Origin of the sequence: Mucilaginibacter sp. KACC 22063 (assembly GCF_028736115.1) — a bacterium.
GTDB lineage: Bacteria > Bacteroidota > Bacteroidia > Sphingobacteriales > Sphingobacteriaceae > Mucilaginibacter.
This window is the reverse complement of the sequence record NZ_CP117877.1, coordinates 973,451-994,681: the sequence shown is the minus strand read 5'-3', so window position 1 is coordinate 994,681 and position 21,231 is coordinate 973,451. Positions and strand designations below refer to the sequence as shown.

The following is a 21,231-nucleotide window of genomic DNA, read 5'->3' as shown; positions in this document are numbered from 1 at the left end:
AGACTATTTAAGTCGGTTATTATTTTACTTCTTCGTTTGTTTTTTGAGTAGCTAACCACTCTTTATGTGCCAGTAAACCAGCATCGTTATCTTCAAAGTCATGAGGTACGTTTGAGCTCATGGTTTGAGAATAAGGAGTAGTTTGCGGAATGAAGTCTGTATCATGACCAGGTTTGCTATAGTCATATGGCCAACGGTATACAGTTGGGATTTCGCCCGGCCAGTTACCGTGGATACGCTCAATAGGTGTAGTCCACTCTAATGTTGTAGCATCCCAAGGGTTTTGAGTAGCCTTTTTACCGAAGAAGATCGAGTAAATAAAGTTGAACAGAAATGCTACCTGAGCAACTGCAGCCATAATAGCAGCCCATGTGATAAATGTATTTACAGATACCCAACGTTTAAGCGACTCAATTTCAGTGAATGAGTAGTAACGACGAGGCACACCATCAAGACCCATAAAGTGCATTGGGAAGAACACCAGGTAAGCACCGATAAATGTTAACCAGAAGTGCAGGTAACCCAATTTAGGATCCATCATACGGCCAAACATTTTAGGGAACCAGTGATAAACACCTGCAAGCATACCGAAGATAGCTGCAGAACCCATTACCAGGTGGAAGTGAGCTACTACGAAATAAGTATCGTGCAAGTTGATGTCAAGCGCTGCGTTACCTAAGAAGATACCAGTGATACCACCTGAGATGAAGAATGATACTAAACCAATAGCAAACATCATTGCCGGCGTAAAACGAATATTACCTCGCCACAATGTAGCCAACCAGTTAAATGTTTTTACTGCCGATGGTACCGCAATAATCAACGTCGTGATCATGAACACCCCGCCCAGGAACGGATTCATACCCGTCACAAACATGTGGTGTCCCCATACGATGAATGATAGTACAGTAATACCGATCAGTGAATAAACCATTGCGTGGTAACCGAAGATAGGTTTACGGCTGTTTACTGCCATAACTTCTGATGCGATACCCATCGCAGGCATAATTACGATGTATACTTCCGGGTGACCAAGGAACCAGAATAAGTGCTGGAATAATATCGGGCTACCGCCTTCGTAGCTCATTACCTGTCCTTGTACAACAATTTCAGATAAGTAGAAGCTTGTACCGAAGCTACGGTCAAAAATCAATAATACCACACCTGCAACTAATACAGGGAATGCAAGAATACCAAGGATAGCGGTAAGGAAGAATGCCCAGATAGTTAAAGGCATTTTCCAAAGGTCCATACCTTTAGTACGCATGTTTAATATTGTACTTACATAGTTGATACCACCCATTAACTGAGAGGCTACGAAAAGTACCATACTGGTTAACCATAAGGTCATACCCATACCAGAACCCGGCATTGCTTTAGGCAATGCAGATAGCGGCGGGTAGATTGTCCAACCCGGACCAGCAGGGCCCTTTTCAACCATAAACGAACCTAACATGATTACGCTGGCAATAAAGAATAACCAGTAAGAAAGCATGTTCATAAATGGTGAGGCCATATCACGTACACCTAACTGTAATGGAATAAGCAGGTTACTGAAAGTACCGCTCAAGCCTGCAGTTAGTACGAAGAATACCATGATGGTACCATGAATGGTTACTAACGAAAGATAGAAGTTAGAATCTAAACGTCCGCCCGGTGCAAAACGGCCTAAAAGAGTTTCCAGAAAAGGGAAGCTTTTATCCGGATATGCAAGCTGAATACGGAAAAGGATAGATAAGATCATCGCGATAACTGCCATAACAATACCTGTGATCAGGAATTGTTTAGCGATCATCTTGTGATCCTGGCTAAATACGTATTTCGTTAAAAAAGTTTCTTTATGGTGGTGTCCGTGATCGTGGTCATGGTGTTCTACCCCGTGATGATCGTGAACTGCTAATGTTGACATAATAGCTCCTGAATTAATTATTTAATGCTAACCTATTTTCTTTTCCGCCTTTTTGCTGACCTGCATCTGCAAATTTCAACTCTTTTTTAAGTTGATCATTCAGATATGGTTTTTGCTGAGACAGCCAATCCTGATATTCTGCTTCAGTTACAACGCGTACTACTTTCTGCATATTGTAGTGACCGCCACCACAAATTTTGTTGCAATACAAGCGATACTCAAAAGTTGCATCGTCAAGTTTATTGCGCATTTCAGCAGTTGTAATTGTAGGTTTAAACTTAAAGTAAGTTGGCATCCCTGGTACTGCGTTCATTTGCAGACGGAAGTTTGGCATATAAACGCTATGAATAACGTCCTGCGCAATGATATTAAGTTTAATAGATTTATTAACCGGTAATACCAAAGTATCAGCAGTTAAATCATCCATACTGTTACGATCTTTAAAATCAACACCAAGCTTGTTGCTGCCGCTAACAAGTCTGTAATTTTTGATACCTAACTTACCATCTTTTCCAGGGTAACGGATTTCCCATGCAAACTGATGGCCTGTAAGATCAACATTGATAGAAGCAACCTCGCCTTTAGCATCAACTGTATTAGTAATTTTTCTCCAGGTAAAGAAACCGAAGATTACCAGTACTGTAAGTACGATAGCCGGTGCAACTGTCCATATTTTTTCAATGGTGTTGTCATGCGGAATATAGTATGCTTTACGTTTCTCAGACTGGCGATAAACGAAAGCAAAAGTGAATAACAGGATCTGAGTACTGATAAAAACTACTACAGTAATACCAAATGTAGTCCAGAACATGGTATCAAGTGTTTTACCGTGCTCAGATGCAGCTTCTGGTAAAATCATGCTGCCTTGTACAGTAAACGAATAATATACACCTGCTAAACCTGCTATCAGGAATACCAGGAACATTATTGCCATGATCTGGTTCCAGTTGATGCCTTTTTTGCGTTGCATTTGCAGGGTAAGGTCATATACACGAAGTATTTTACCTATGATACCCACCACAAAACATGCTACCAAAAACAGCAACACGTAGTAACCCACAGAGGTCCACATGCCTGCCTGCTGCGCCGAACTGTCGCCATTGGCAGTAGCTGTACTGTTTGAGCTGGTAGCCTGCGCCATCACCATTGAGGTTCCGGATAGCATCAGCATGCTGAACAGTGATAGTACTTTATTATTTTTTATCAGATTTATGAATCGCATTTTATAGATCGATTTGGTATTCCCAATTGAGTTACAAATTTAACAATATTATATGTGATGATGAAGGCTCTCTTCCAGGAATGGGTGTTTGGTAGGCACCAGAGACTTAGCTTTGCTTAAAGCAGTAAGCATCAGGAAGCTGAACAAACCAGCGAAACCAAGGAATATAGCAATTTCTTCAACACCGAAAGGAAATGCAGTATCATGCGGAGGAATAGTTCCAGGCATAATCATCAGGTAGTAATCTAACCAGTGGCCGATGATGATGATGATACAAGCCACCTTCATTGTTTTGAAGTAACGTTTTGAATCGCGGGACATCAATACAAATAATGGAGCAACAAAGTTAAGTACGATGTTTAACCAGAACCACCATTTATATTCAGGCTCCCAGCGTTTGTAGAAGTAAGCAGCCTCTTCCGGGATATTTGCATACCAGGTTAAGAAGAACTGTGCAAACCAAACATAAGTCCAGAAGATAGAGAAACCGAAGATCAGTTTACCTAACGTGTGAACGTGGTTTTCGTTAACCCAGCCAAAGTTGCCTTTTTCAATTAAAAATATTAATGTTAAAGCGATAACTGCTAAACCAGACACGTGTAACGCAGCAAGGTTATACCAGCCAAACATGGTTGAGAACCAGTGTGCCTCTAATGACATGATGCCATCGAAAGCAAATATTGGGAACGTGAAACCAAAAATGGCGATGAATACACAAGATGCATTGAAGTTTCTTTTGTAGTTACGCATACCGCCAACCACGTCTTCAGCTTCTGAGTTCTTAACCAGCATACGGCCTACAATTGTATAAGCTGCCAATAAAACAACTACTACAAGGAAATAAGCGCTTGGGTTGAGTAAAGATGACTTACCGGCAATGATAGGGTCATAGTTTTCGCTGCCCACGGTAGTTAAACCTTTAGTGGCCCAGTGTGCATATAAATAAGGTGCTTCAACAGTATGGCCTTCTTCAACTACTTTATGTGTAGTGAATAAACCGGCAGCAGCTACTAAAACAAATATTACTGCAGCTACAGGAAGCACTTTGATAAATGCCTGTGGAATTCTTGATATACCAGCCTGCCAGCCAGCTTGAGCAAGATAATTATAAGCTATAAAGAATGCGCCGCAAATACATACACACACAAAGTAATAGCTCATTAAAAGCAAGTTTGAGAAGGTACGTTGTACGCCCAGATCACCATGGTCAAGGAAAAAGCCGTATAGTATGCCAATTACACCTATAACTATAGCGATGAGGCTCCAGGTTTTTGCCCTACCTGCAAACTCGAAACGTTCGTCAAAACTATATTCAGTTTTCATTAATCTAAAATCTTATAAGGTTTGTAAATGGTGAATATATAAAACGACCTTCCAGCGTTCTTCAGGAGCTAATTGTGATGCGTATGAACCCATCGCGTTTACACCGTAAGTAATAGTATGGTATATTTTACCGTCTGTAAGATCTTTCATTGCACCACCACGAGATGATTGTCCTTTAGAGTATGATGGCGGCGGTGGGTAACCGTGCTGGGTAACTAAACCATCACCCTGGCCGTTTTCGCCGTGGCATGGTGAACAGAAGTGCAGGAATAATACCTTGCCCTCTTCAAAGTTCGCTTTATTATTTGCCAGCGGGTTAGCTACTTCGGCACCTGCCTGTGTGTAACCATCTTTAGTGTTTGGATAGTCAAAACGGGTAAAACCAACCGGGATAGTACCTGCAGGAGGAACCTGAGCGGTTTTGCCGTCTTTAAAGTTTGGATTTTTTTGATCCGGGTCGTAAGCGATATGTTCGTACATATTAGGTGCATACTCCCATCCGGTACTCGCTTTATCTTTACACGAGGTAACGCAAATGGCAGCAACAATAGCTATCGCCGAAGCACCTAATACTCTAAATTTATTCATAGCTAACATATTTTCTGTCGTTATGCTTAATTTCTACTGCACCAGCCTCTTGTAAGATTCTGGTAATGTCATCATGAGGCACGTTGCCTTTTGCGTCAATTGCCACTACAAAGCGGTCGTCGGTTGCACGCAGGTCCATCACACGTGGTGTACGGCCGGGGAAAAGGTGCGATGCAAAGAAGAAGGAAAGTGTCATACCAAACGCTGTCCAAAGGATGGTCCATTCGAAAGTGAAAGGAACAAAGTCAGGAATAGCGAAGTGTGGTTTGCCACCTATATTCATCGGCCAGTCATGTACTAACGTATAGTAAACCAAACTGAAGATGATGCTTCCGCCTAAACATCCAAAGCAAAATGCTGCGTAGCCTAAACGTGATTCTTTAACACCTAATTTATCCTCAATACCGTGGATAGGCATAGGAGTATACACATCATAGATCGGCACACTGTTTTTTTGCAGTAGATCTATCCCGTGCATCATTTCATCCGGGTCATCAAACAGACCCAATATCATTTTAGTGCTGCTCATGGTTATACTTTATCGTAGTCGGCAAGCTCAACGCTGTCGAATTTAGTTAATGATTGTTTATAGAACTCTACTTGTTCAGGATCAAGGTGACCATGCTCAATTTGTTCTTTCTTAGCCTGCTCGCTTGATGATTTAAGCAATAGTTTCACCTCAGCGATAGCCACTGATGGCAATACACGGATGAACAATAAGAACAAGGTAAAGAAGATACCGATTGAACCGATGAACACTGATACGTCAACCCAGGTTGGGTAGAACATAGCCCAGCTTGAAGGAACGAAGTCGCGGTGAAGAGAAGTAACGATAATTACAAAACGCTCGAACCACATACCGATGTTCACGATGATTGACAACGCCCATGAGATCGGGATGTTTATCCTAACTTTTCTGAACCACATCAGCTGCGTCATCAGGATGTTACAGCCATACATCATACAACCTGCCCACCAGTATGGACCGATGAAACGGTTTAAGAAAGTATACTGCTCATATTCGCCTCCAGAGTACCATGCGATAAAGAACTCGGTTAAATAAGCCACACCTACAATTGAACCGGTAACAAGGATAATCTTGTTCATGGCTTCAATGTGGAACATGGTAATGTAATTCTCTAAACCTAATACCTTGCGTACAACCAGTAACAGGGTTTGTACCATTGCGAAACCTGAGAAGATCGCACCCGCAACGAAGTATGGCGGGAAGATGGTAGTGTGCCATCCTGGTTCTAATGAGGTAGCAAAGTCAAATGATACAATGGTGTGTACCGAAAGTACCAGCGGAGTAGAGATACCTGCTAATATTAATGATACAGTTTCAAAACGCTGCCAGGTTTTTACTGAACCTGTCCAGCCGAATGAAAGTACAGAGTAAATTTTTTGGCGAAGGCCTTTAGCACGGTCACGGATAGCTGCGATATCTGGTAATAAACCGGTATACCAGAAAACTAATGATACCGAGAAGTAAGTAGAGATCGCGAACACGTCCATCATCAGTGCCGAGTTCCAGTTTACCCATAAAGAACCATACTGGTTTGGAAGAGGTAAACAGTAATAAGCTAACCACGGACGGCCCATGTGCGCTACGATGTAGGTTGCTGCACAGATAACCGCAAAGATGGTCATCGCTTCTGCTGCACGGTTAATTGAGTTACGCCAGTTTTGACGGAACAGTAACAATACCGCAGAGATCAGCGTACCGGCGTGACCGATACCTACCCACCATACGAAGCCGGTGATATCCCATGCCCAGCCCACTGTTTTATTCAAACCCCACTCGCCAAGGCCATACCAGAATGTCATGCTGATGGCGAACAGCCATAAACATGCGCCGATTGAGGCTACAGTAAAGCCGATCCACCAGGCTTTGTTGGGTTTGTTTTCTACCGGGAACAAAACCTCGTTAGTAACACGGCCGTAAGTGATGTTCTTACCCGTTACTAACGGTTCCCTGATTATTGATTCACTGTGAGATGCCATATATAATTATATCTCTGTTGTAAAAATTAAGCCTCTAATTCAGTTGTATTTCTAATTCTTGCCTGATAACCGATACCTGGCTGAGTGTTAAGCTCTTCAAGTACGTAGTAAGTTCTGTCGCTCTTTAATGCTTTTGACACTGCAGAGTTTGGATCATTTAAGTTACCGAATACAATGGCATTAGTTGGGCAAGACTGCTCACAAGCCATTTTGATCTCGCCGTCAACTACAGGGCGTTTCTCTAATTTGGCTTTTAATTTACCAGCCTGGATACGCTGAGCACACATGCTGCATTTCTCCATTACACCACGGAAACGGGTAGTAACATCTGGATTTAATACAAGCTCAGTGTATTCATTTTGCATGTAGTTTTCAAAACGATAGTCGTTCCAGTAGTTGAACCAGTTAAAGCGGCGCACTTTGTACGGACAGTTGTTAGCACAATAACGTGTACCAACGCAACGGTTATAAGTCATTTGGTTTAAACCCTCTGATGAGTGGGTTGTTGCCAATACCGGACATACAGTTTCGCAAGGTGCGTGGTCGCAATGCTGGCAAAGCATTGGTTGGTAAGTAACTGCAACCTGATCGAAATCTTCTAACTTGTTGATTTCGTGTTCTTCGGTTACAACTTTACCTTTATCATTAAAGCTATAGTAACGGTCTATACGGATCCAGTGCATTTCACGACGGTTACGAACCTCATCGCGGCCTACAACCGGAACGTTGTTTTCAGCTGTACAAGCCACAACGCAGCTACCGCAACCGGTACAAGCGTTAAGGTCGATAGCCATTACCCAGTTATAAGCAGGGCGTTGGTACTCGTCCCAAAGGCTGTAAACTTCTTTACCTTCACCTTTACCAACTACTGACTCAGGATTTTTAGCGTATTGCTTTAAAGTAGCTTCTTTAATTACGCTGTTACGTCCTTCGTATGAGTGGTGAGTTTGTGTTTGTGCAAATTGGTAACGCAGTGTGCTGGTTTTAGCAACATCAGCAACCATTGCAGACTGGAATGTCCCGTTACGGAAGATCTGGAATGGATAAGCGTTTTTACCTACGTTATCCCCTACCTTACCAGCTTTACTACGACCGTAACCTAAAGCTACAGAGATAGTACCCTGTGCCTGGCCTGGCTGTAACAATACAGGTAATTCGATAGTGTACCCGTTTGCAGTGATATTGATCCAGTCACCTTCTTCTAAACCTAATTCTTCAGCAGTTTTGATAGCAATAGCTGCGAAGTTATCCCAGGTAACTTTTGATACCGGGTCAGGCAATTCCTGTAACCAAGGGTTGTTTGCTTTTTTACCGTTACCGATGTTAGGGCTTTCATAAATACAAAGCTCTAATTTACCTTTGCCGGAAGCAGCCATTTGTCCGCTTTGGCTCACAATGGTTTGCACCACTGCATTAAGATCGCGGCCGAAAGTATAAGTGCCTGCTGGTTTAGCAGCCCCTTTCACAAAACCGGTTTGCAGTAAGGTTTCCCAACCGCTTGTACCAGTTAAGCCTGCTTTAGGTAAAATATTTTTCTCCCAGTTGTTACGTACATAAGTGTAGTAGCTTTTTACAGCATTGTCGCTCCAGTTAAGCAAAGTTTGCTCTGGCTGACGGGTGTTGTAAACCGGGTTAATAGTTGGCTGTACAATGGTGTAATAACCTTCGGCAGCATTTTCATCACCCCATGATTCAAGGTAATGGCTTGCCGGAGCAACGATATTACACAATGAAGCAGTTTCGTCCTGATATGGTGCGAAAGATATACGCAGGCTTACGTTGTGAAGCGCGTCTTTAAACTCTTTTGCATTGAAGTAATCGTAAGCAGGGTTAGTATCCCAGAAAATTACTGCACCAACTTCGCCGCGTTTCATTTCACCAATGAAATCAACAAACTCTGCATCGTTACCTGCATACTGGTATGACGGGTTATCAAGATCGATAGTAGTACCGTAGCTACCTAAAATAGAGTTGATCGCGTTAACTAAGATCTGAGTAGCAACATCGTTTGAACCACAAACTACCAGAGCACGGCCTTTAGCAGCCATTAACTCTTTAGCAGCAAGTGTAATTGCTTTATCAAGATTGCTGTCGCTTACTTTTTTAGAACCCGGTAAAGTAGTGCCTGTTAAAGCATTATATAAGCTGATCAAAGCTAAACCTTCTTCAGATGGTTTAACCGGCATACGAACGTCGGCATTACTACCTGTCATGCTCAGGCCAGCCTCAAACTGAATATGGCGAGACATCTTTTTAGACTCAAGCGACTTGCCTGCACGGTTAACTACATACTGGCGGTTAAACTCGGTATGTGAAATCCATGAGCCAAGGAAATCAGCGCCAAAACTTACAATTACATCAGCTTTATCAAAGTTGTAGTGCGGCAATACTGCTTTACCAAAACTGTTTTGATTAGCCTGGATAATGCCGGTGTAAGAAATGGCATCATAATTAATATGTTTTGTAGTAGGATACTGTGCAGTAAACTCAGCTAACAAAGCAATTGTAGAAGGACTGTTGATGCTTGATGAAACAATGCGGATTTTTTTACCGCTTGCTTTAATAGCAGCAAGTTGGCCTTTAACGTAAGCGTCAAGCTGGTTCCAGCCAGTTTCGCTGCCATCCTGCATTGGGTTCTTTAAGCGGCTTGAATCATAAAGATCAAGCACTGAAGCCTGTGCAGAAGATGAGCTGCCACCTTTACCAAAAATATCGTTAGGGTTACCTTCAATCTTAATCGGGCGGCCTTCGCGGGTTTTAACCAGGATAGCGCTACCCTCGTAGCTTGATACGTAGAAGTTAGCTACCCCAGGTGTAACTTCTTCTGGTTTGATCAGATATGGGATTGATTTGTGTACCGGTACTTTCTGGCAGGCAGCAAGTGATACGGCACCCACACCAAAGCCCAACGCCTTCAAAAAGTCGCGGCGCGGAGTTTTGGATTTTAAGCCATCTCCCTCTAAAATATCTTCAAGAGGAATAGGTTCAGGAAACTCGTTTTTGTTTTTCTCAACAAACTCGGGTGTTTTGTTCAGTTCTTCTAAACCTTTCCAGTATTTTTTATTGCTTTCCATTTAAGCTATATAAACTGTAATTGCTAAGTTTTAATTTATTAATAGTGGCACTTGCCGCACTCTAAACCACCAAGGGCTGCTTCGGTTACTTTCTCGCCGTTTTTAATACGGTCGTGAACCTCAATCATCTTATCATAATAAGCGCTGCCCTTGTAGTTAACCTCGGTACGTTTGTGACACTGGATACACCATTTCATTGTAAGTGGTGAATACTGGTAAACCTGTTTCATGGTTTGGATAGGACCGTGACAAACCTGGCACTGAATACCAGCAACTTTAGTGTGTTGCGAGTGGTTAAAGTATGCAAAGTCTGGCAGGTTGTGTATACGCACCCACTGAATTGGTTTAGCTTTAGTGCTGTCATATTTCTGAGTGGCTGGATCATAACCCAATGCGTCATAAATCTTGTGGATCTCTGGCGACTCGGTCTTAACCACCTTGTGACAGTTCATACAGATGTTAAGCGACGGTATAGAAGCATTCTTGCTTTTGTAAGCACCGCTGTGGCAGTACTGGCAATTGATCTTCATTACACCGGCGTGTAACTCGTGCGAATATTTGATAGGCTGCTCTGGCTGGTAGCCCTGGTGAACGTTAGTGTTCCACATGGTAACCCAGCTTAACGCACCTAATGCAATAGTACCGCAAACCACCACGAAGAAAACAAGCTTTTTGTTTTTGATCAGCTTTTTAGCTAAGGCTAAACGGTCAACAGTTGCAGTTGGCTCTTCCTCAGCTTCTTCTTCAATTGGCTCTGCTTGTTTTTTAAGTAATAATTTCTCAAGCGTACCGATAGCCCTGTTTAATACAAGGATTACAATAAACGCGATAACAATTACTGCAACAAGCGCGTAGATCATTACGCTGCTCGGGCCATTGTCTGCTGCTGCAGCACCATTAGCGCCACCAGCCGCAGGGGCAGCCTGCAATTTTTTGTAATCGTCGCGTACGTAAGCAATAATATTAGCTACATCACCATCGCTTAATTCGGTGAACACGCTCATACCTTGCTGGTTGTTGTCGTTGTAAACCTTTAAAGCTTTAGGGTCTTTAGCTGCAATAAGCGCCTGGTTGTTCTGAATCCACTTGGTTAGCCATTTATCATCAGTTTCTGACGAGATAGCAGGGCCCAAAGCCGGACCAACTAATTTTTGATCGACTTTGTGACAGGCAGTACACTTCGCTTTGAATATCGCCTCGCCTTTGGCTACGTCTGCCTGCGCATGGGCCGTGAAACCCATAGCAGCGAAACCCGCAACCAGCAAAACCGTCCTTGAAAATTGTTTAAAAATCAATGAGATATTTCTCATACAGTGTATTTGTGCTAAATAATTTCTATTTTATTTGTGTAATGCGCTTATAGATGTAGCTGACAAGCTTTTTTACAGTCCACAAAAGTATAACTTATTACAGTATCGCTGACAAATTAATGACAGTAAACTCTAATTTATAATCGTTCTAAACAAATCACAAAAAAGCCCTCAAAGTACAATAAGAGGGCTTTTATTATATATCTGTTAAAGAAATTGCATAATGTGTAACTATTACAATTTGCATTATCGCATTATTGTTTTAGTACCCAGGCAAAAATTAATGGCGCTACGATAGTTGCATCGCTTTCAACAATAAACTTAGGCGTATTTACGTCAAGCTTACCCCAGGTAATCTTTTCATTTGGCACAGCGCCTGAGTATGAACCATATGAGGTTGTTGAATCAGATATCTGGCAGAAATAACTCCAGAACGGAATGTTTTCCATTTCCATATCCTGGTAAAGCATCGGCACAACACAGATGGGAAAATCGCCTGCTATACCGCCACCAATCTGGAAAAAGCCTATTCCCTTGCCTTCAGAGTTCTTTACATACCAGTCGGCAAGCCATGCCATGTATTCGATACCGCTTTTCATGGTGGTAGCTTTTATCTGACCTTTGATAACGTATGATGCAAAGATGTTACCCATGGTAGAGTCCTCCCAGCCTGGTACAACAATTGGCAAATTACGTTCAGCAGCTGCAAGCATCCATGAGTTTTTCGGGTCGATCTCATAATATTGCTCAAGCTCGCCGCTTAATAATATCTTGTACATAAACTCGTGCGGGAAATAACGCTCGCCACTGTCGTCGGCATCTTTCCATATCTTATGGATGTGTTTTTGCAAACGGCGGAAAGCCTCTTCTTCAGGGATACAGGTATCCGTTACACGGTTGTAATGGTTTTCTAACAAATCCCATTCATCCTGCGGGCTTAAGTCGCGGTAGTTAGGCACGCGTTTGTAATGCGAGTGCGCAACCAGGTTCATGATATCCTCTTCAAGGTTGGCACCTGTACATGAGATAATATCAATTTTACCCTGACGGATCATTTCAGCAAGTGAAATACCCAGTTCGGCAGTACTCATGGCACCGGCAAGGGTAACCATCATTTTACCGCCTTCCAGCAGGTGGGTTTCGTATCCTTTAGCTGCATCAACTAATGCAGCAGCATTAAAATGCAAATAATTTCTCTCAATAAACTGAGATATCGGGCCTCTTGTAGTACTCATTTTCAACTAAATATATTGCGGGGGCAAAGGTATAGAGAATTTCGGATTTCGGGTGTTCAATTTCGGATTTTATGCTGCATGCTGCGTCTACACAATGTCAGGTGTTGCCAACTTAAATAATAATGTGCCTCGCAAGTCAACAAAAACCTTTTCTTTGCGTTCGTCAACCGTTACATGAAGAAAATACTTACACTTTTACTGCTGCTGATAGTCGCTGTACCCTCAATGGCGCAAATGAAGTTTTTGCCGGGCTTTATACGCCGCATGCTTTTTGAAAAGGACAGTACACACCGACCAAGCTTTTTCCTGCTGCCTGTACTTAGCTCTGCTCCTGAAACAGGCTTAGAGGTTGGCGGCTCGGCACTTTATTCTTTTTATACCGACACTTTGCATCCGGGAACGCGTGTATCTAACGTTTTCGGTTATGCTACAATTACTACTAAAGGACAAGAACGCGCCAGCTTAAGCACCAGCTACTGGACACCGCAAAACCAATGGCACTACATAGCTGCCGCAAGCTTTATTAACTTCCCTGCAAATTTCTATGGCATTGGGAATAATACCCTAAAAGCCAATGAGGATAAATTAGGGCAGAAACGTTTTAAATTAAACTTTGAAGCCGACAAAAACCTGGGCAATAATATTTATCTGGGAGTGGTAGCCGGAGGTTTTAATTATACCTTTCACGACCATGATCCCGGTGGCATCTTTACAACTGAGCCAAGGTTGGAAGACCCGAAAGGTGGCGGCAGTATTTTTGTAGGGCCAAGCTTTATTTATGATTCGCGTAATAACAATACGTACACTACAAAAGGTATGATCATTACCAGTTACTTTAACTGGATGCAGGGCTTGTTTGGCAATAACAGTTATCGTGGTGGATTTCTGAATATCGAATATTCCCAATTTTTTCAGTTAAGCAAACGCTTTGTATTGGGAGTTGATATACAGGATCAGAATCTTACAGGCTCGCGCTCGCCTTTTTACCTGCTCCCAGCTTTGGGCAGCGACGAAATGATGCGCGGATATTATAACGGCCGTTATCGAGACCGCAACTTGATTGCCGGACAAACCGAATTACGTTTCCGCTTAAGCGACCGCATTGGTATTGTAGGCTTTGCAGGCACCGGCACTGTGTTTAACAATAGCTTTAGTTTTAACGACCTTAAACCTAATTACGGCGGCGGACTGCGCTATTTCTTTGATGTACAAAAAGGCCTGTCAATGCGCGTAGATTATGGATGGGGAGAAAAGCGCCCCGGCGAGAACAGACAGAGCGGCTTATATCTAAGCCTTGGGGAATCGTTTTAAATTGAATAAGCGGCAATTTTAAGATTTAAAAATGCCGCTTATTCCCCTTGGTGGATCGAGACATATTTATTTCCGTTCCAATATATTATTTGACCAGCAACTTCATCTCCATCTTCTATGTTATAAATGCTAATAGCTGGATTTTTTAAAATTATCTTTTTGTTCCCTATTATATCTCCATCGGCGTTAAACATTGGTTTATAAGCATATTTACTTTTAAATATTCTCCAACCAGTAATCCAATTTGTGTCAGAAAAGATTTCATCGGCAAACTTTTTTCCACAACCAAAAACGGAGTAATTATTTTGTCCACCATCAATAATTATAATACCCTTCTTTTTACTTTTTAAATCAATTACCTGTACAGCTATATCATTTTGTTTATCTCCATTAAAATCGGCTTCAAGAAATACTGGCTTACTTGACTCAATGATTCTAAACTGCTTCTCTAATTTTAAAAAAGTAAATGTTTGTAAAAACCATTTTGGTATGGTACTATTTCCAGCATAACAGTTCGAACTAAGTACGATAATTAATAAAGCTGCTCTAATTACTTTCATCCTCTAATTCCAAATCACTCTAAAACTTGATTTTAAAATCTTCCTTCGGCTTTCCATTTCTGAAAAAAACTAACCCTATCCAAAAAAGATCGACAGTAATACTCACCTGCGGGTGCGCTTTGATGATCTCCCAGGCTTCTTTCATGCCCTTGCTCCAGTAGATATCATCAAATATCATCAATGTGCCTTCGTGTATTTTAGGCAAACTCCAGTTAAAATAGTCGAGCGTGGCCTGTTTGGTATGGTTACCGTCGATAAACACAAAGTCAAGCTGCGGCAGCTCATTGATCAACCCCGGCAAGGTATCATTAAAGTTGCCTGTAATCAGATTGATATCCTTCTCACCCGCTTCTTCAAAGCCTTGCTTTGCTACTTTCGCGGTTTCGGGGCATCCCTCTAACGTATATAGTTTAGCTTGTGGTGCCGCCTTTTGCAAATACAAAGATGTTATACCCAGGCAAGTGCCCAGCTCTATCATATTACGGGGTTGCAGGTCGGCCACCAGCCGATGCAGCAGTTGTGCTAATTTAGGTGGTTTTAAAGCATTGCGTGCAATCTGGCTTATTTGCTTTTGCTTGTTATTGTTCACATGCGAGCCGGCGCCAAGGTCGGTAACGGTAATGCTTCTATCGTCAGCCAAAAGTTGTTTTCTCAGATTCTCAACTTCAGGATATACTTTTTTTGGCTTGAAATCGTAAATTACATCATCTACCAAACGGTAAACGAAAGGAGAATGCAAACCGTGCCTGGTTTTTGCAGTTATACGGTGTTGCAGGTAATCTTTAGCAAATTGCCATTTAAACATGGTGGTAAAAATAGATAAAGGGAGACAACAATGATCGATCCATCAGAAATTAACTATTTAATAAAACTTTTAGACGATCCCGATCAGGAGATTTTCAACCACGTACACGACAAATTGTTTTCATTAGGCAGCGAAGCAATAGACTATTTAGAGAATGCCTTTGGCGAAGCCTTTGATCCGCTGTTGCAAGAACGTATTGCCGATCTGGTACATGAGATACAATTCACTAATGTTAAAAACGACTTAAAGCTATGGTACCAGGGTGGTGCATTTGATCTATTGCAAGGTGCCCTCACTATCAACAAATACCAATACCCTGACCTGGACGAGCAAAAGATCATTAATCAGATAGAGGACATTAAACGCGATGTATGGCTGCAAATGCAATACCAGGGTAGCCCGGTTGAACAGGTGAAACTGATTAACCATATATTTTACAACATACATGGTTTTAGTGGAAACACCACCAGTCACCAGGATCCGCAAAACAGTTACATCAGTCAGGTGCTGGAGTCAAAAAAGGGCAATCAGATCTCTTTAGCTATTATTTATTCTACCGTTGCGCAAAAGCTGGATATCCCGGTTTACGGCGTTAACCTGCCCCAGCATTTTATATTGGCTTATGTTGATGAAACCAGAGAAAGCGAATTTGAAAGCGGTATCCTATTTTATATCAACGCCTTTAACAAAGGGCTGATCTTTGGCCGCAGGGATGTAGACATGTTTTTAAAACAGCTTGGCCTAAAAGCCGAAAGCCAGTTTTACGAACCTTGCTCAAACCAGGATATTATTCGCCGCATATTACGCAACCTGATCAGTGCCTATGAACAATTAGGCTCAACAGATAAGGTGCGTGAATTAAATGAGTTGTTAGAGATCGTAAGCGAGTGATCCTGTGCTGATAGCCAACCTGTCATTTTGAGTGATAACGAAAAATCTTATTGAAATAGATTTCTCACTTTGCTCGAAATGACAAAGAGGCACATTACTTCTAAACTACTTTACCCAGCCGTTAAGTTTCATCCATTCGGTTAAGCTTGCAAACCAGTCTTGTTTTTCACGGGGGTTGTTTAGCCCAAAGCCATGTCCGCCCGATTGGTAAATATGCATTTCGGCTTTTACTTTATTTTTCAGCAATGCATCGTAAAACATCAGCGTGTTTTGCACCGGCACCACATCATCATCCTGCGCATGGATAATAAATACAGGTGGGGTATTAGCCGTAATTTGCTTTTCATTTGAATAAAGGTCAACCTGTTGCCGGCTGGCACTTTTTCCTACCAGGTTTTCTTTTGACCCCTGATGAGTATATTCGCCGAAGGTAATAACAGGATAAATAAGCGCCATAAAATCAGGGCGAACGCTGATATTGGCTTTATTCTCAATCACCACTTTATCAAAGTGCGTTCCTGCTGTTGATGCTAAATGACCGCCAGCCGAAAAACCGATAATACCGATCTTGTTGGGATCAACATTCCACTTAGCTGCATTTTCACGCACTATTTGAATAGCGCGCTGTGCATCCTGCAATGGACCGATACTCCTGTCCTGCATAATCAAATCACTTGGCAGGCGGTACTTTAACAAAAAAGCAGTTACCCCAATCTCATTAAAGCGTTGGGCAATCTTCATTCCCTCTTTTACGTACGACAAACCTGCATAACCCCCACCCGGGCAAATGACAATAGCCGTACCATTGGCTTTATCTTTAGTCGGCAAAAACGGCGTAAGCTGCGGCGTACTTACCAAAGTAACCCAATCGCCATTTTCCATTTTCTCTTTGTAAATAGCTGGTGTTGGCTTACTGTTAGGTATTCCGTTAGGATATAAATTTATTGGCTCTGCTTGCTGGGCGAATAGTTTTGAAAATAGCATTGCAGCAAATAGCGTTAACAAAAAGCGATTTCTCATGAGGGTATTGGTAATAATTGAGTTATCTTATAAAAGTAAGGCTTGTAATTTAAATTACAAGCCTTTTAAATCTATCCTCTTCCCCCACCAAATTCCATCAGGTAAGCTTTCAGGAATTCATCAATTTCACCATCGAGCACTGCCTGCGCATTTGATGTTTCGTAATCCGTACGTAAGTCTTTCACCAGCTTATAAGGATGTAATACATAATTACGTATTTGCGACCCCCATTCTATCTTTTTCTTAGCACCTTCAATAGCATTGCTGGTTTCCATGCGTTTACGCATTTCAATTTCATACAACTGCGATTTCAACAAGCGGATGGCGTTCTCTTTGTTTTGCAGTTGCGAGCGCGACTCCTGGTTTTTGATAATGATACCAGAAGGTTTGTGGTATAAGCGAACGGCGGTTTCCACCTTGTTCACATTCTGGCCACCTGCACCACCCGAACGGAAGGTCTCAAACTCGATATCGGCGGGGTTAACTTCAATTTCAATCGTATCGTCAACCAATGGGTAAACATACACCGAAGCAAATGAGGTATGGCGTTTGGCATTGGCATCAAAAGGGGAAACACGCACTAAGCGGTGTACGCCGTTTTCGCCTTTCAGGTAGCCGTATGCAAACTCGCCCTCCAGCTGAAGAGTAACGGTTTTAATACCGGCTACATCACCTTCCTGGTAATCCTGCTCGGTAACCTTGTAGCCGTTTTTTTCGCCCCACATAATATACATTCTCATCAGCATGCTCGCCCAGTCGCAGCTTTCTGTACCACCGGCACCTGCTGTAATTTGTAACACCGCGTTCAGCTGATCTTCTTCTGCCGAGAGCATGTTTTTAAATTCCAGTTCCTCCATGGCTTTTGTTGCCTGGTTAAACTGTTCCTGCATTTCAGCTTCGGTGGCATCGCCACTTTGGTAAAATTCAAATAAAACGCCGGTATCGTCTATAATGGATGCCACTTTTTGGTAAGCATCTGTCCATACTTTTTTAGTTTTGATAGATGCTAATACCTTTTCGGCATCTTTAGGATGGTCCCAAAAGTTGGGGCCTATGGTTATTTCCTGTTCTTTTTGCAATTCATCGAGCTTCTTGTCGATGTCAAAGATGCCTCCTCAGGGAAGCTGTTCTATCCCTCAAATCCTGGATCTGTTCTTTAGTCATAAAAGCAAAGATATAAAAGGCATACTATTTAACGGTAAGCATCTCGCATGAAATCTAAGTAATATCGTTTAGTTCATTCAGTATTGCTTTTAGCTCTTTAAGCGGTCTTCCATACTTACTTTTCAGGTGCAGTTCTGTAAACAAGTAGGTAAGCACAAAAGAGATCAGTAAAGCAGCCAATACATAACTTAAGTTAAATATCGCGTTTTGTGAATTTAGAGCTACAGATAAAAAAGCTATAGCCCATTTTCCGCATAAAAGTATAACAGCTATCATCAAGGCAAATGGCGTAACGCATAAATTGTAGGCGCGGTATAACTCCATATTTAGTTTCAGATCAAAAACTACACGTTCCACACTTTCTTTGGTGCTTACATCAAACCTCGCTATTGAATTATAGAAAATATAAAACCGTGTAAAGTAATACGTATTCAGTATCAGCAGCACAAAAACGGTTATCAGTGTGAGATTAAAGAACAATGGTGATTGTTGATTCCTGAATAAAAACCATAACATAATTGCGTAGGTGATAATTGTGACAATGAATTCCATACGCATATTGCTCCTTATTCTTTCTATGGGCGAAATACTTTTACCCATCACCATTTCTTTAAATGACGTCTCACGTGAAGGCTCATCGTTTTTCCAGGCACCTTTTAAATCATCTATATTCATGGTTCATGTTATTTATAATTTCTTTGATCTTAATTTTAGCTCTGTTTAACCTTACGCGCGCATTCCCTTCGCTTATTCCCAGGTTGTGCGCAATCTCCTGGTAAGGCTGATCTTCCATGTATAAAAAGATCAAAGCCTTGTCTATTTTGCCAAGCTGCTTTAAGGCAGCATAAAAAAGTTTCATCTGTACTTCCTTATCATTATCATATAAATCATCTTCAACATCATCAATTTGTTCAGGCATTGGCGAAGTATCAGGCCTGCGTTTTTGCTGTTTGTAAAACACAATAGCCGTATTTAATGCCACTTTGTACATCCAGGAAGTAATTTTACTTTTACCCTGAAATGAATCGAAAGCCTTCCATAGCTGCAACACCATTTCCTGCATCAGGTCTTCACGGTCAGCCTCATCATCCTGATATATGCGGCAAACTTTAAAAAGCATCCCTTTATGCTTATTAATCAATTGCAGAAATAATGCTTCCTTGTTATCCACTATATCATTAGTTACAGCTAATTAGTAGCTGCTTATAAATAATGTTACAAAAAATTACAATTGATTTTAATAGTGCTTGCAGAAGATTACTTTTACCATTAAACTTTTGGCGCACTTTCTACTCTATCTTATATAAACCTTCAACCATGACCAAACCTTTTAAACTTGTATTTGTGGCTGTGGCAGCCATACTACTAACCTCTTGCGCTATGATACGTACAGCTCAAGACCAGTCATCACCGGTCGACTTATCTGGTGTGCGTTTAGGAATGACGAAAGCAGAAGCGCAGGAAGCCATAAAGAAAAAGCCGGATAATACCATTGCCGCTGAACATTACGATGATAATACTACGGTTGAAATTGTACAATACAGCCAATGGGATTGGAACGAAAATGACCCAAGCAGAACCAAACGCAGAATTGACAGTTACTGGCTATATTTTGTAAATGATAAACTTGATCATTGGCATAAAGTAAGGCCAGACGAGCAAAGGCCCACTGATTTACGCCATTACAATGGCAGATGATTTAAATAAAAAATGCCCTTCGGTTGAAGGGCATTTTTTATTTAGTTACTCTACAAATTTGACCTGGTATAAATGCTGCCATTTTTTACCGGTGATAAAAATGCGGTTACCTGCTTTATCGTAAGCTATACCATTTAATACATCAGCCGGTGCAATGCGCGGTTCGGGATATAAGGTACCCAAATCAATTTTTTGTTCAACCGCCCCGGTTTTAGGGTTGATTACAATAATGAAATTGGTTTGCCAAACGTTGGCATACAACTTTCCGTTGATAAGTTCCAGCTCGTTTAAATTACTAACAGGGCCTTTATCATCATATACATCTATATCGCCTGTTTTTTGAAGGTTGTCTTTATTTAAGATCAGTATCTGGTTAGTACCTTCTCCACTACCCGAGCCTACAGTTGCATAAAGTTGCTTACCATCATTACATAATCCCCAACCTTCGGGTGCAGCGTTAAATGGAAGGGTTGCTAATAGTTTCATTGATGCCAGGTCATACCTGTAAGCCACCTTTTCATGGTAGGTAAGTTGAATGATCTTACCATCTAATATGGTGATACCTTCTGCAAATACTTTAGGGTCAATATCAATTTTTTGCACAGGCTTACCGGTAGTTATATTAACTTTTCGCAGGCTTGATTGCCCCTCGTCACTCACATAACCGCCATCACTTTCATACAGAAAGCCATCATGATATTCTAAACCTTCGGTAAATGATGTAGTATCATGCGGGAAGGTTTTGACTACTTCGTAGGTTAACAGATCAGGGGCTTTTGCGGCAACTATGACTACATTGGTTGAGGCTTCGTCCATATTACCCTGCGCGTATACCCTGGCAGTAATTACCTTTACACCCAATTTCATGGTGTCGGTTTTTAACTTAACCACTGCAGAATCTTTCTGAACAGCCACACGTGCCGAATCCATAAGATATACTACCGAATCGGGCTTAACATCTTTTCCATAGCCGGCTTTAACTACCAGCTCAGTACCGGCATTATAGGTTGTTCCGGCATCGGGACTGATGGTAACATTTAATCCCTGGTTTTTATTTTTACAGCTAAAAATGAATAGTGCTGCTGCAAGGGGTACAAAAATTTTGTATGCTTTCATT

Annotated in this window: 19 protein-coding genes; 3 read left to right on the top strand and 16 right to left on the bottom strand. The window is 41.7% G+C overall.

Annotated features, from left to right (window positions below; genetic code table 11):
• Window positions 1–19 precede the first annotated feature (19 nt).
• The 9 genes from PQ461_RS04340 to PQ461_RS04300 all read right to left on the bottom strand — a co-directional run bounded on the left by PQ461_RS04340 (window position 20) and on the right by PQ461_RS04300 (window position 12,665).
• Entirely contained in the window at window positions 20–1,909 is a 1,890-nt protein-coding gene (locus PQ461_RS04340) for a cytochrome c oxidase subunit I (RefSeq protein WP_274208419.1), read from the bottom strand.
• A gap of 13 nt (window positions 1,910–1,922) precedes the next feature.
• On the bottom strand, window positions 1,923–3,131 hold the full coding sequence (locus PQ461_RS04335; protein WP_274208418.1) for a cytochrome c oxidase subunit II: 1,209 nt from the start codon (window positions 3,129–3,131) through the stop codon (window positions 1,923–1,925).
• 48 nt (window positions 3,132–3,179) lie between these two features.
• Window positions 3,180–4,454, bottom strand: a complete 1,275-nt coding sequence (locus PQ461_RS04330; protein WP_274208417.1) for a quinol:cytochrome C oxidoreductase — start codon at window positions 4,452–4,454, stop codon at window positions 3,180–3,182.
• A 12-nt stretch (window positions 4,455–4,466) separates the two neighbouring features.
• Complete coding sequence (locus PQ461_RS04325; protein WP_274208416.1) at window positions 4,467–5,051, bottom strand: c-type cytochrome; 585 nt, start codon at window positions 5,049–5,051, stop codon at window positions 4,467–4,469.
• On the bottom strand, window positions 5,035–5,571 hold the full coding sequence (locus PQ461_RS04320; protein ID WP_274208415.1) for a DUF3341 domain-containing protein: 537 nt from the start codon (window positions 5,569–5,571) through the stop codon (window positions 5,035–5,037). Before PQ461_RS04320 ends, PQ461_RS04325 begins: the two co-directional genes overlap by 17 nt.
• Window positions 5,572–5,573: 2 nt before the next feature.
• Window positions 5,574–7,046 (bottom strand): NrfD/PsrC family molybdoenzyme membrane anchor subunit, encoded by a 1,473-nt coding sequence (gene nrfD, locus PQ461_RS04315; protein WP_274208414.1) that lies wholly within the window; start codon window positions 7,044–7,046, stop codon window positions 5,574–5,576.
• A 26-nt stretch (window positions 7,047–7,072) separates the two neighbouring features.
• Entirely contained in the window at window positions 7,073–10,120 is a 3,048-nt protein-coding gene (locus PQ461_RS04310) for a TAT-variant-translocated molybdopterin oxidoreductase (protein ID WP_274208413.1), read from the bottom strand.
• Window positions 10,121–10,158: 38 nt separating this feature from the next.
• Complete coding sequence (locus PQ461_RS04305; RefSeq protein WP_274208412.1) at window positions 10,159–11,430, bottom strand: c-type cytochrome; 1,272 nt, start codon at window positions 11,428–11,430, stop codon at window positions 10,159–10,161.
• 254 nt (window positions 11,431–11,684) lie between these two features.
• A complete protein-coding gene (locus PQ461_RS04300) occupies window positions 11,685–12,665 on the bottom strand; it encodes a deoxyhypusine synthase family protein (RefSeq protein WP_274208411.1) in 981 nt (326 codons plus the stop codon).
• Between the two features lie 174 nt (window positions 12,666–12,839).
• Between PQ461_RS04300 and PQ461_RS04295 the strand changes: the two genes are divergently transcribed.
• Window positions 12,840–13,976, top strand: coding sequence for a BamA/TamA family outer membrane protein (locus tag PQ461_RS04295; RefSeq protein WP_274208410.1), 1,137 nt, complete (start codon window positions 12,840–12,842; stop codon window positions 13,974–13,976).
• 38 nt (window positions 13,977–14,014) lie between these two features.
• Here PQ461_RS04295 and PQ461_RS04290 read toward each other — a convergent pair whose 3' ends face one another.
• Together PQ461_RS04290 and PQ461_RS04285 are read right to left on the bottom strand one after the other, a co-directional pair.
• Window positions 14,015–14,536, bottom strand: a complete 522-nt coding sequence (locus PQ461_RS04290) for a hypothetical protein (protein WP_274208409.1) — start codon at window positions 14,534–14,536, stop codon at window positions 14,015–14,017.
• Between the two features lie 19 nt (window positions 14,537–14,555).
• Window positions 14,556–15,341, bottom strand: coding sequence for an O-methyltransferase (locus tag PQ461_RS04285; RefSeq protein ID WP_274208408.1), 786 nt, complete (start codon window positions 15,339–15,341; stop codon window positions 14,556–14,558).
• A 30-nt stretch (window positions 15,342–15,371) separates the two neighbouring features.
• Here PQ461_RS04285 and PQ461_RS04280 point away from each other — a divergent pair, with 30 nt between their 5' ends.
• The gene (locus tag PQ461_RS04280; RefSeq protein ID WP_274208407.1) at window positions 15,372–16,232 is read left to right on the top strand and encodes a transglutaminase-like domain-containing protein; all 861 of its coding nucleotides are present in this window, start codon (window positions 15,372–15,374) and stop codon (window positions 16,230–16,232) included.
• 105 nt (window positions 16,233–16,337) lie between these two features.
• Here PQ461_RS04280 and PQ461_RS04275 read toward each other — a convergent pair whose 3' ends face one another.
• The 4 genes from PQ461_RS04275 to PQ461_RS04260 all read right to left on the bottom strand — a co-directional run bounded on the left by PQ461_RS04275 (window position 16,338) and on the right by PQ461_RS04260 (window position 19,587).
• Complete coding sequence (locus tag PQ461_RS04275) at window positions 16,338–17,252, bottom strand: alpha/beta hydrolase (protein WP_274208406.1); 915 nt, start codon at window positions 17,250–17,252, stop codon at window positions 16,338–16,340.
• Between the two features lie 71 nt (window positions 17,253–17,323).
• Window positions 17,324–18,416 (bottom strand): peptide chain release factor 2 gene (prfB, locus tag PQ461_RS04270; RefSeq protein WP_274208405.1). Its coding sequence is split into 2 segments (ribosomal slippage): window positions 17,324–18,355 and window positions 18,357–18,416, totalling 1,092 coding nucleotides; the frame shifts between segments, so codons are not numbered across the junction.
• A gap of 54 nt (window positions 18,417–18,470) precedes the next feature.
• Window positions 18,471–19,091, bottom strand: a complete 621-nt coding sequence (locus PQ461_RS04265) for a hypothetical protein (RefSeq protein WP_274208404.1) — start codon at window positions 19,089–19,091, stop codon at window positions 18,471–18,473.
• Window positions 19,078–19,587, bottom strand: a complete 510-nt coding sequence (locus tag PQ461_RS04260) for an RNA polymerase sigma factor (protein ID WP_274208403.1) — start codon at window positions 19,585–19,587, stop codon at window positions 19,078–19,080. Before PQ461_RS04260 ends, PQ461_RS04265 begins: the two co-directional genes overlap by 14 nt.
• Before the next feature lie 146 nt (window positions 19,588–19,733).
• Between PQ461_RS04260 and PQ461_RS04255 the strand changes: the two genes are divergently transcribed.
• On the top strand, window positions 19,734–20,114 hold the full coding sequence (locus tag PQ461_RS04255; RefSeq protein WP_274208402.1) for a hypothetical protein: 381 nt from the start codon (window positions 19,734–19,736) through the stop codon (window positions 20,112–20,114).
• A 45-nt stretch (window positions 20,115–20,159) separates the two neighbouring features.
• On the opposite strand, the gene PQ461_RS04250 is transcribed toward PQ461_RS04255, so the two are convergent.
• Window positions 20,160–21,230, bottom strand: a complete 1,071-nt coding sequence (locus PQ461_RS04250) for a glutaminyl-peptide cyclotransferase (RefSeq protein ID WP_274208401.1) — start codon at window positions 21,228–21,230, stop codon at window positions 20,160–20,162.
• Window position 21,231: the final 1 nt, after the last annotated feature.

Bases quoted from the DNA above. Each gene is read 5' to 3' on its own strand.
- PQ461_RS04340 (WP_274208419.1), bottom strand. From the start codon at position 1,909: ATGTCAACATTAGCAGTTCACGATCATCACGGGGTAGAACACCATGAC.
- PQ461_RS04335 (WP_274208418.1), bottom strand. From the start codon at position 3,131: ATGCGATTCATAAATCTGATAAAAAATAATAAAGTACTATCACTGTTC.
- PQ461_RS04330 (WP_274208417.1), bottom strand. From the start codon at position 4,454: ATGAAAACTGAATATAGTTTTGACGAACGTTTCGAGTTTGCAGGTAGG.
- PQ461_RS04325 (WP_274208416.1), bottom strand. From the start codon at position 5,051: ATGTTAGCTATGAATAAATTTAGAGTATTAGGTGCTTCGGCGATAGCT.
- PQ461_RS04320 (WP_274208415.1), bottom strand. From the start codon at position 5,571: ATGAGCAGCACTAAAATGATATTGGGTCTGTTTGATGACCCGGATGAA.
- nrfD (WP_274208414.1), bottom strand. From the start codon at position 7,046: ATGGCATCTCACAGTGAATCAATAATCAGGGAACCGTTAGTAACGGGT.
- PQ461_RS04310 (WP_274208413.1), bottom strand. From the start codon at position 10,120: ATGGAAAGCAATAAAAAATACTGGAAAGGTTTAGAAGAACTGAACAAA.
- PQ461_RS04305 (WP_274208412.1), bottom strand. From the start codon at position 11,430: ATGAGAAATATCTCATTGATTTTTAAACAATTTTCAAGGACGGTTTTG.
- PQ461_RS04300 (WP_274208411.1), bottom strand. From the start codon at position 12,665: ATGAGTACTACAAGAGGCCCGATATCTCAGTTTATTGAGAGAAATTAT.
- PQ461_RS04295 (WP_274208410.1), top strand. From the start codon at position 12,840: ATGAAGAAAATACTTACACTTTTACTGCTGCTGATAGTCGCTGTACCC.
- PQ461_RS04290 (WP_274208409.1), bottom strand. From the start codon at position 14,536: ATGAAAGTAATTAGAGCAGCTTTATTAATTATCGTACTTAGTTCGAAC.
- PQ461_RS04285 (WP_274208408.1), bottom strand. From the start codon at position 15,341: ATGTTTAAATGGCAATTTGCTAAAGATTACCTGCAACACCGTATAACT.
- PQ461_RS04280 (WP_274208407.1), top strand. From the start codon at position 15,372: ATGATCGATCCATCAGAAATTAACTATTTAATAAAACTTTTAGACGAT.
- PQ461_RS04275 (WP_274208406.1), bottom strand. From the start codon at position 17,252: ATGAGAAATCGCTTTTTGTTAACGCTATTTGCTGCAATGCTATTTTCA.
- PQ461_RS04265 (WP_274208404.1), bottom strand. From the start codon at position 19,091: ATGAATATAGATGATTTAAAAGGTGCCTGGAAAAACGATGAGCCTTCA.
- PQ461_RS04255 (WP_274208402.1), top strand. From the start codon at position 19,734: ATGACCAAACCTTTTAAACTTGTATTTGTGGCTGTGGCAGCCATACTA.
- PQ461_RS04250 (WP_274208401.1), bottom strand. From the start codon at position 21,230: ATGAAAGCATACAAAATTTTTGTACCCCTTGCAGCAGCACTATTCATT.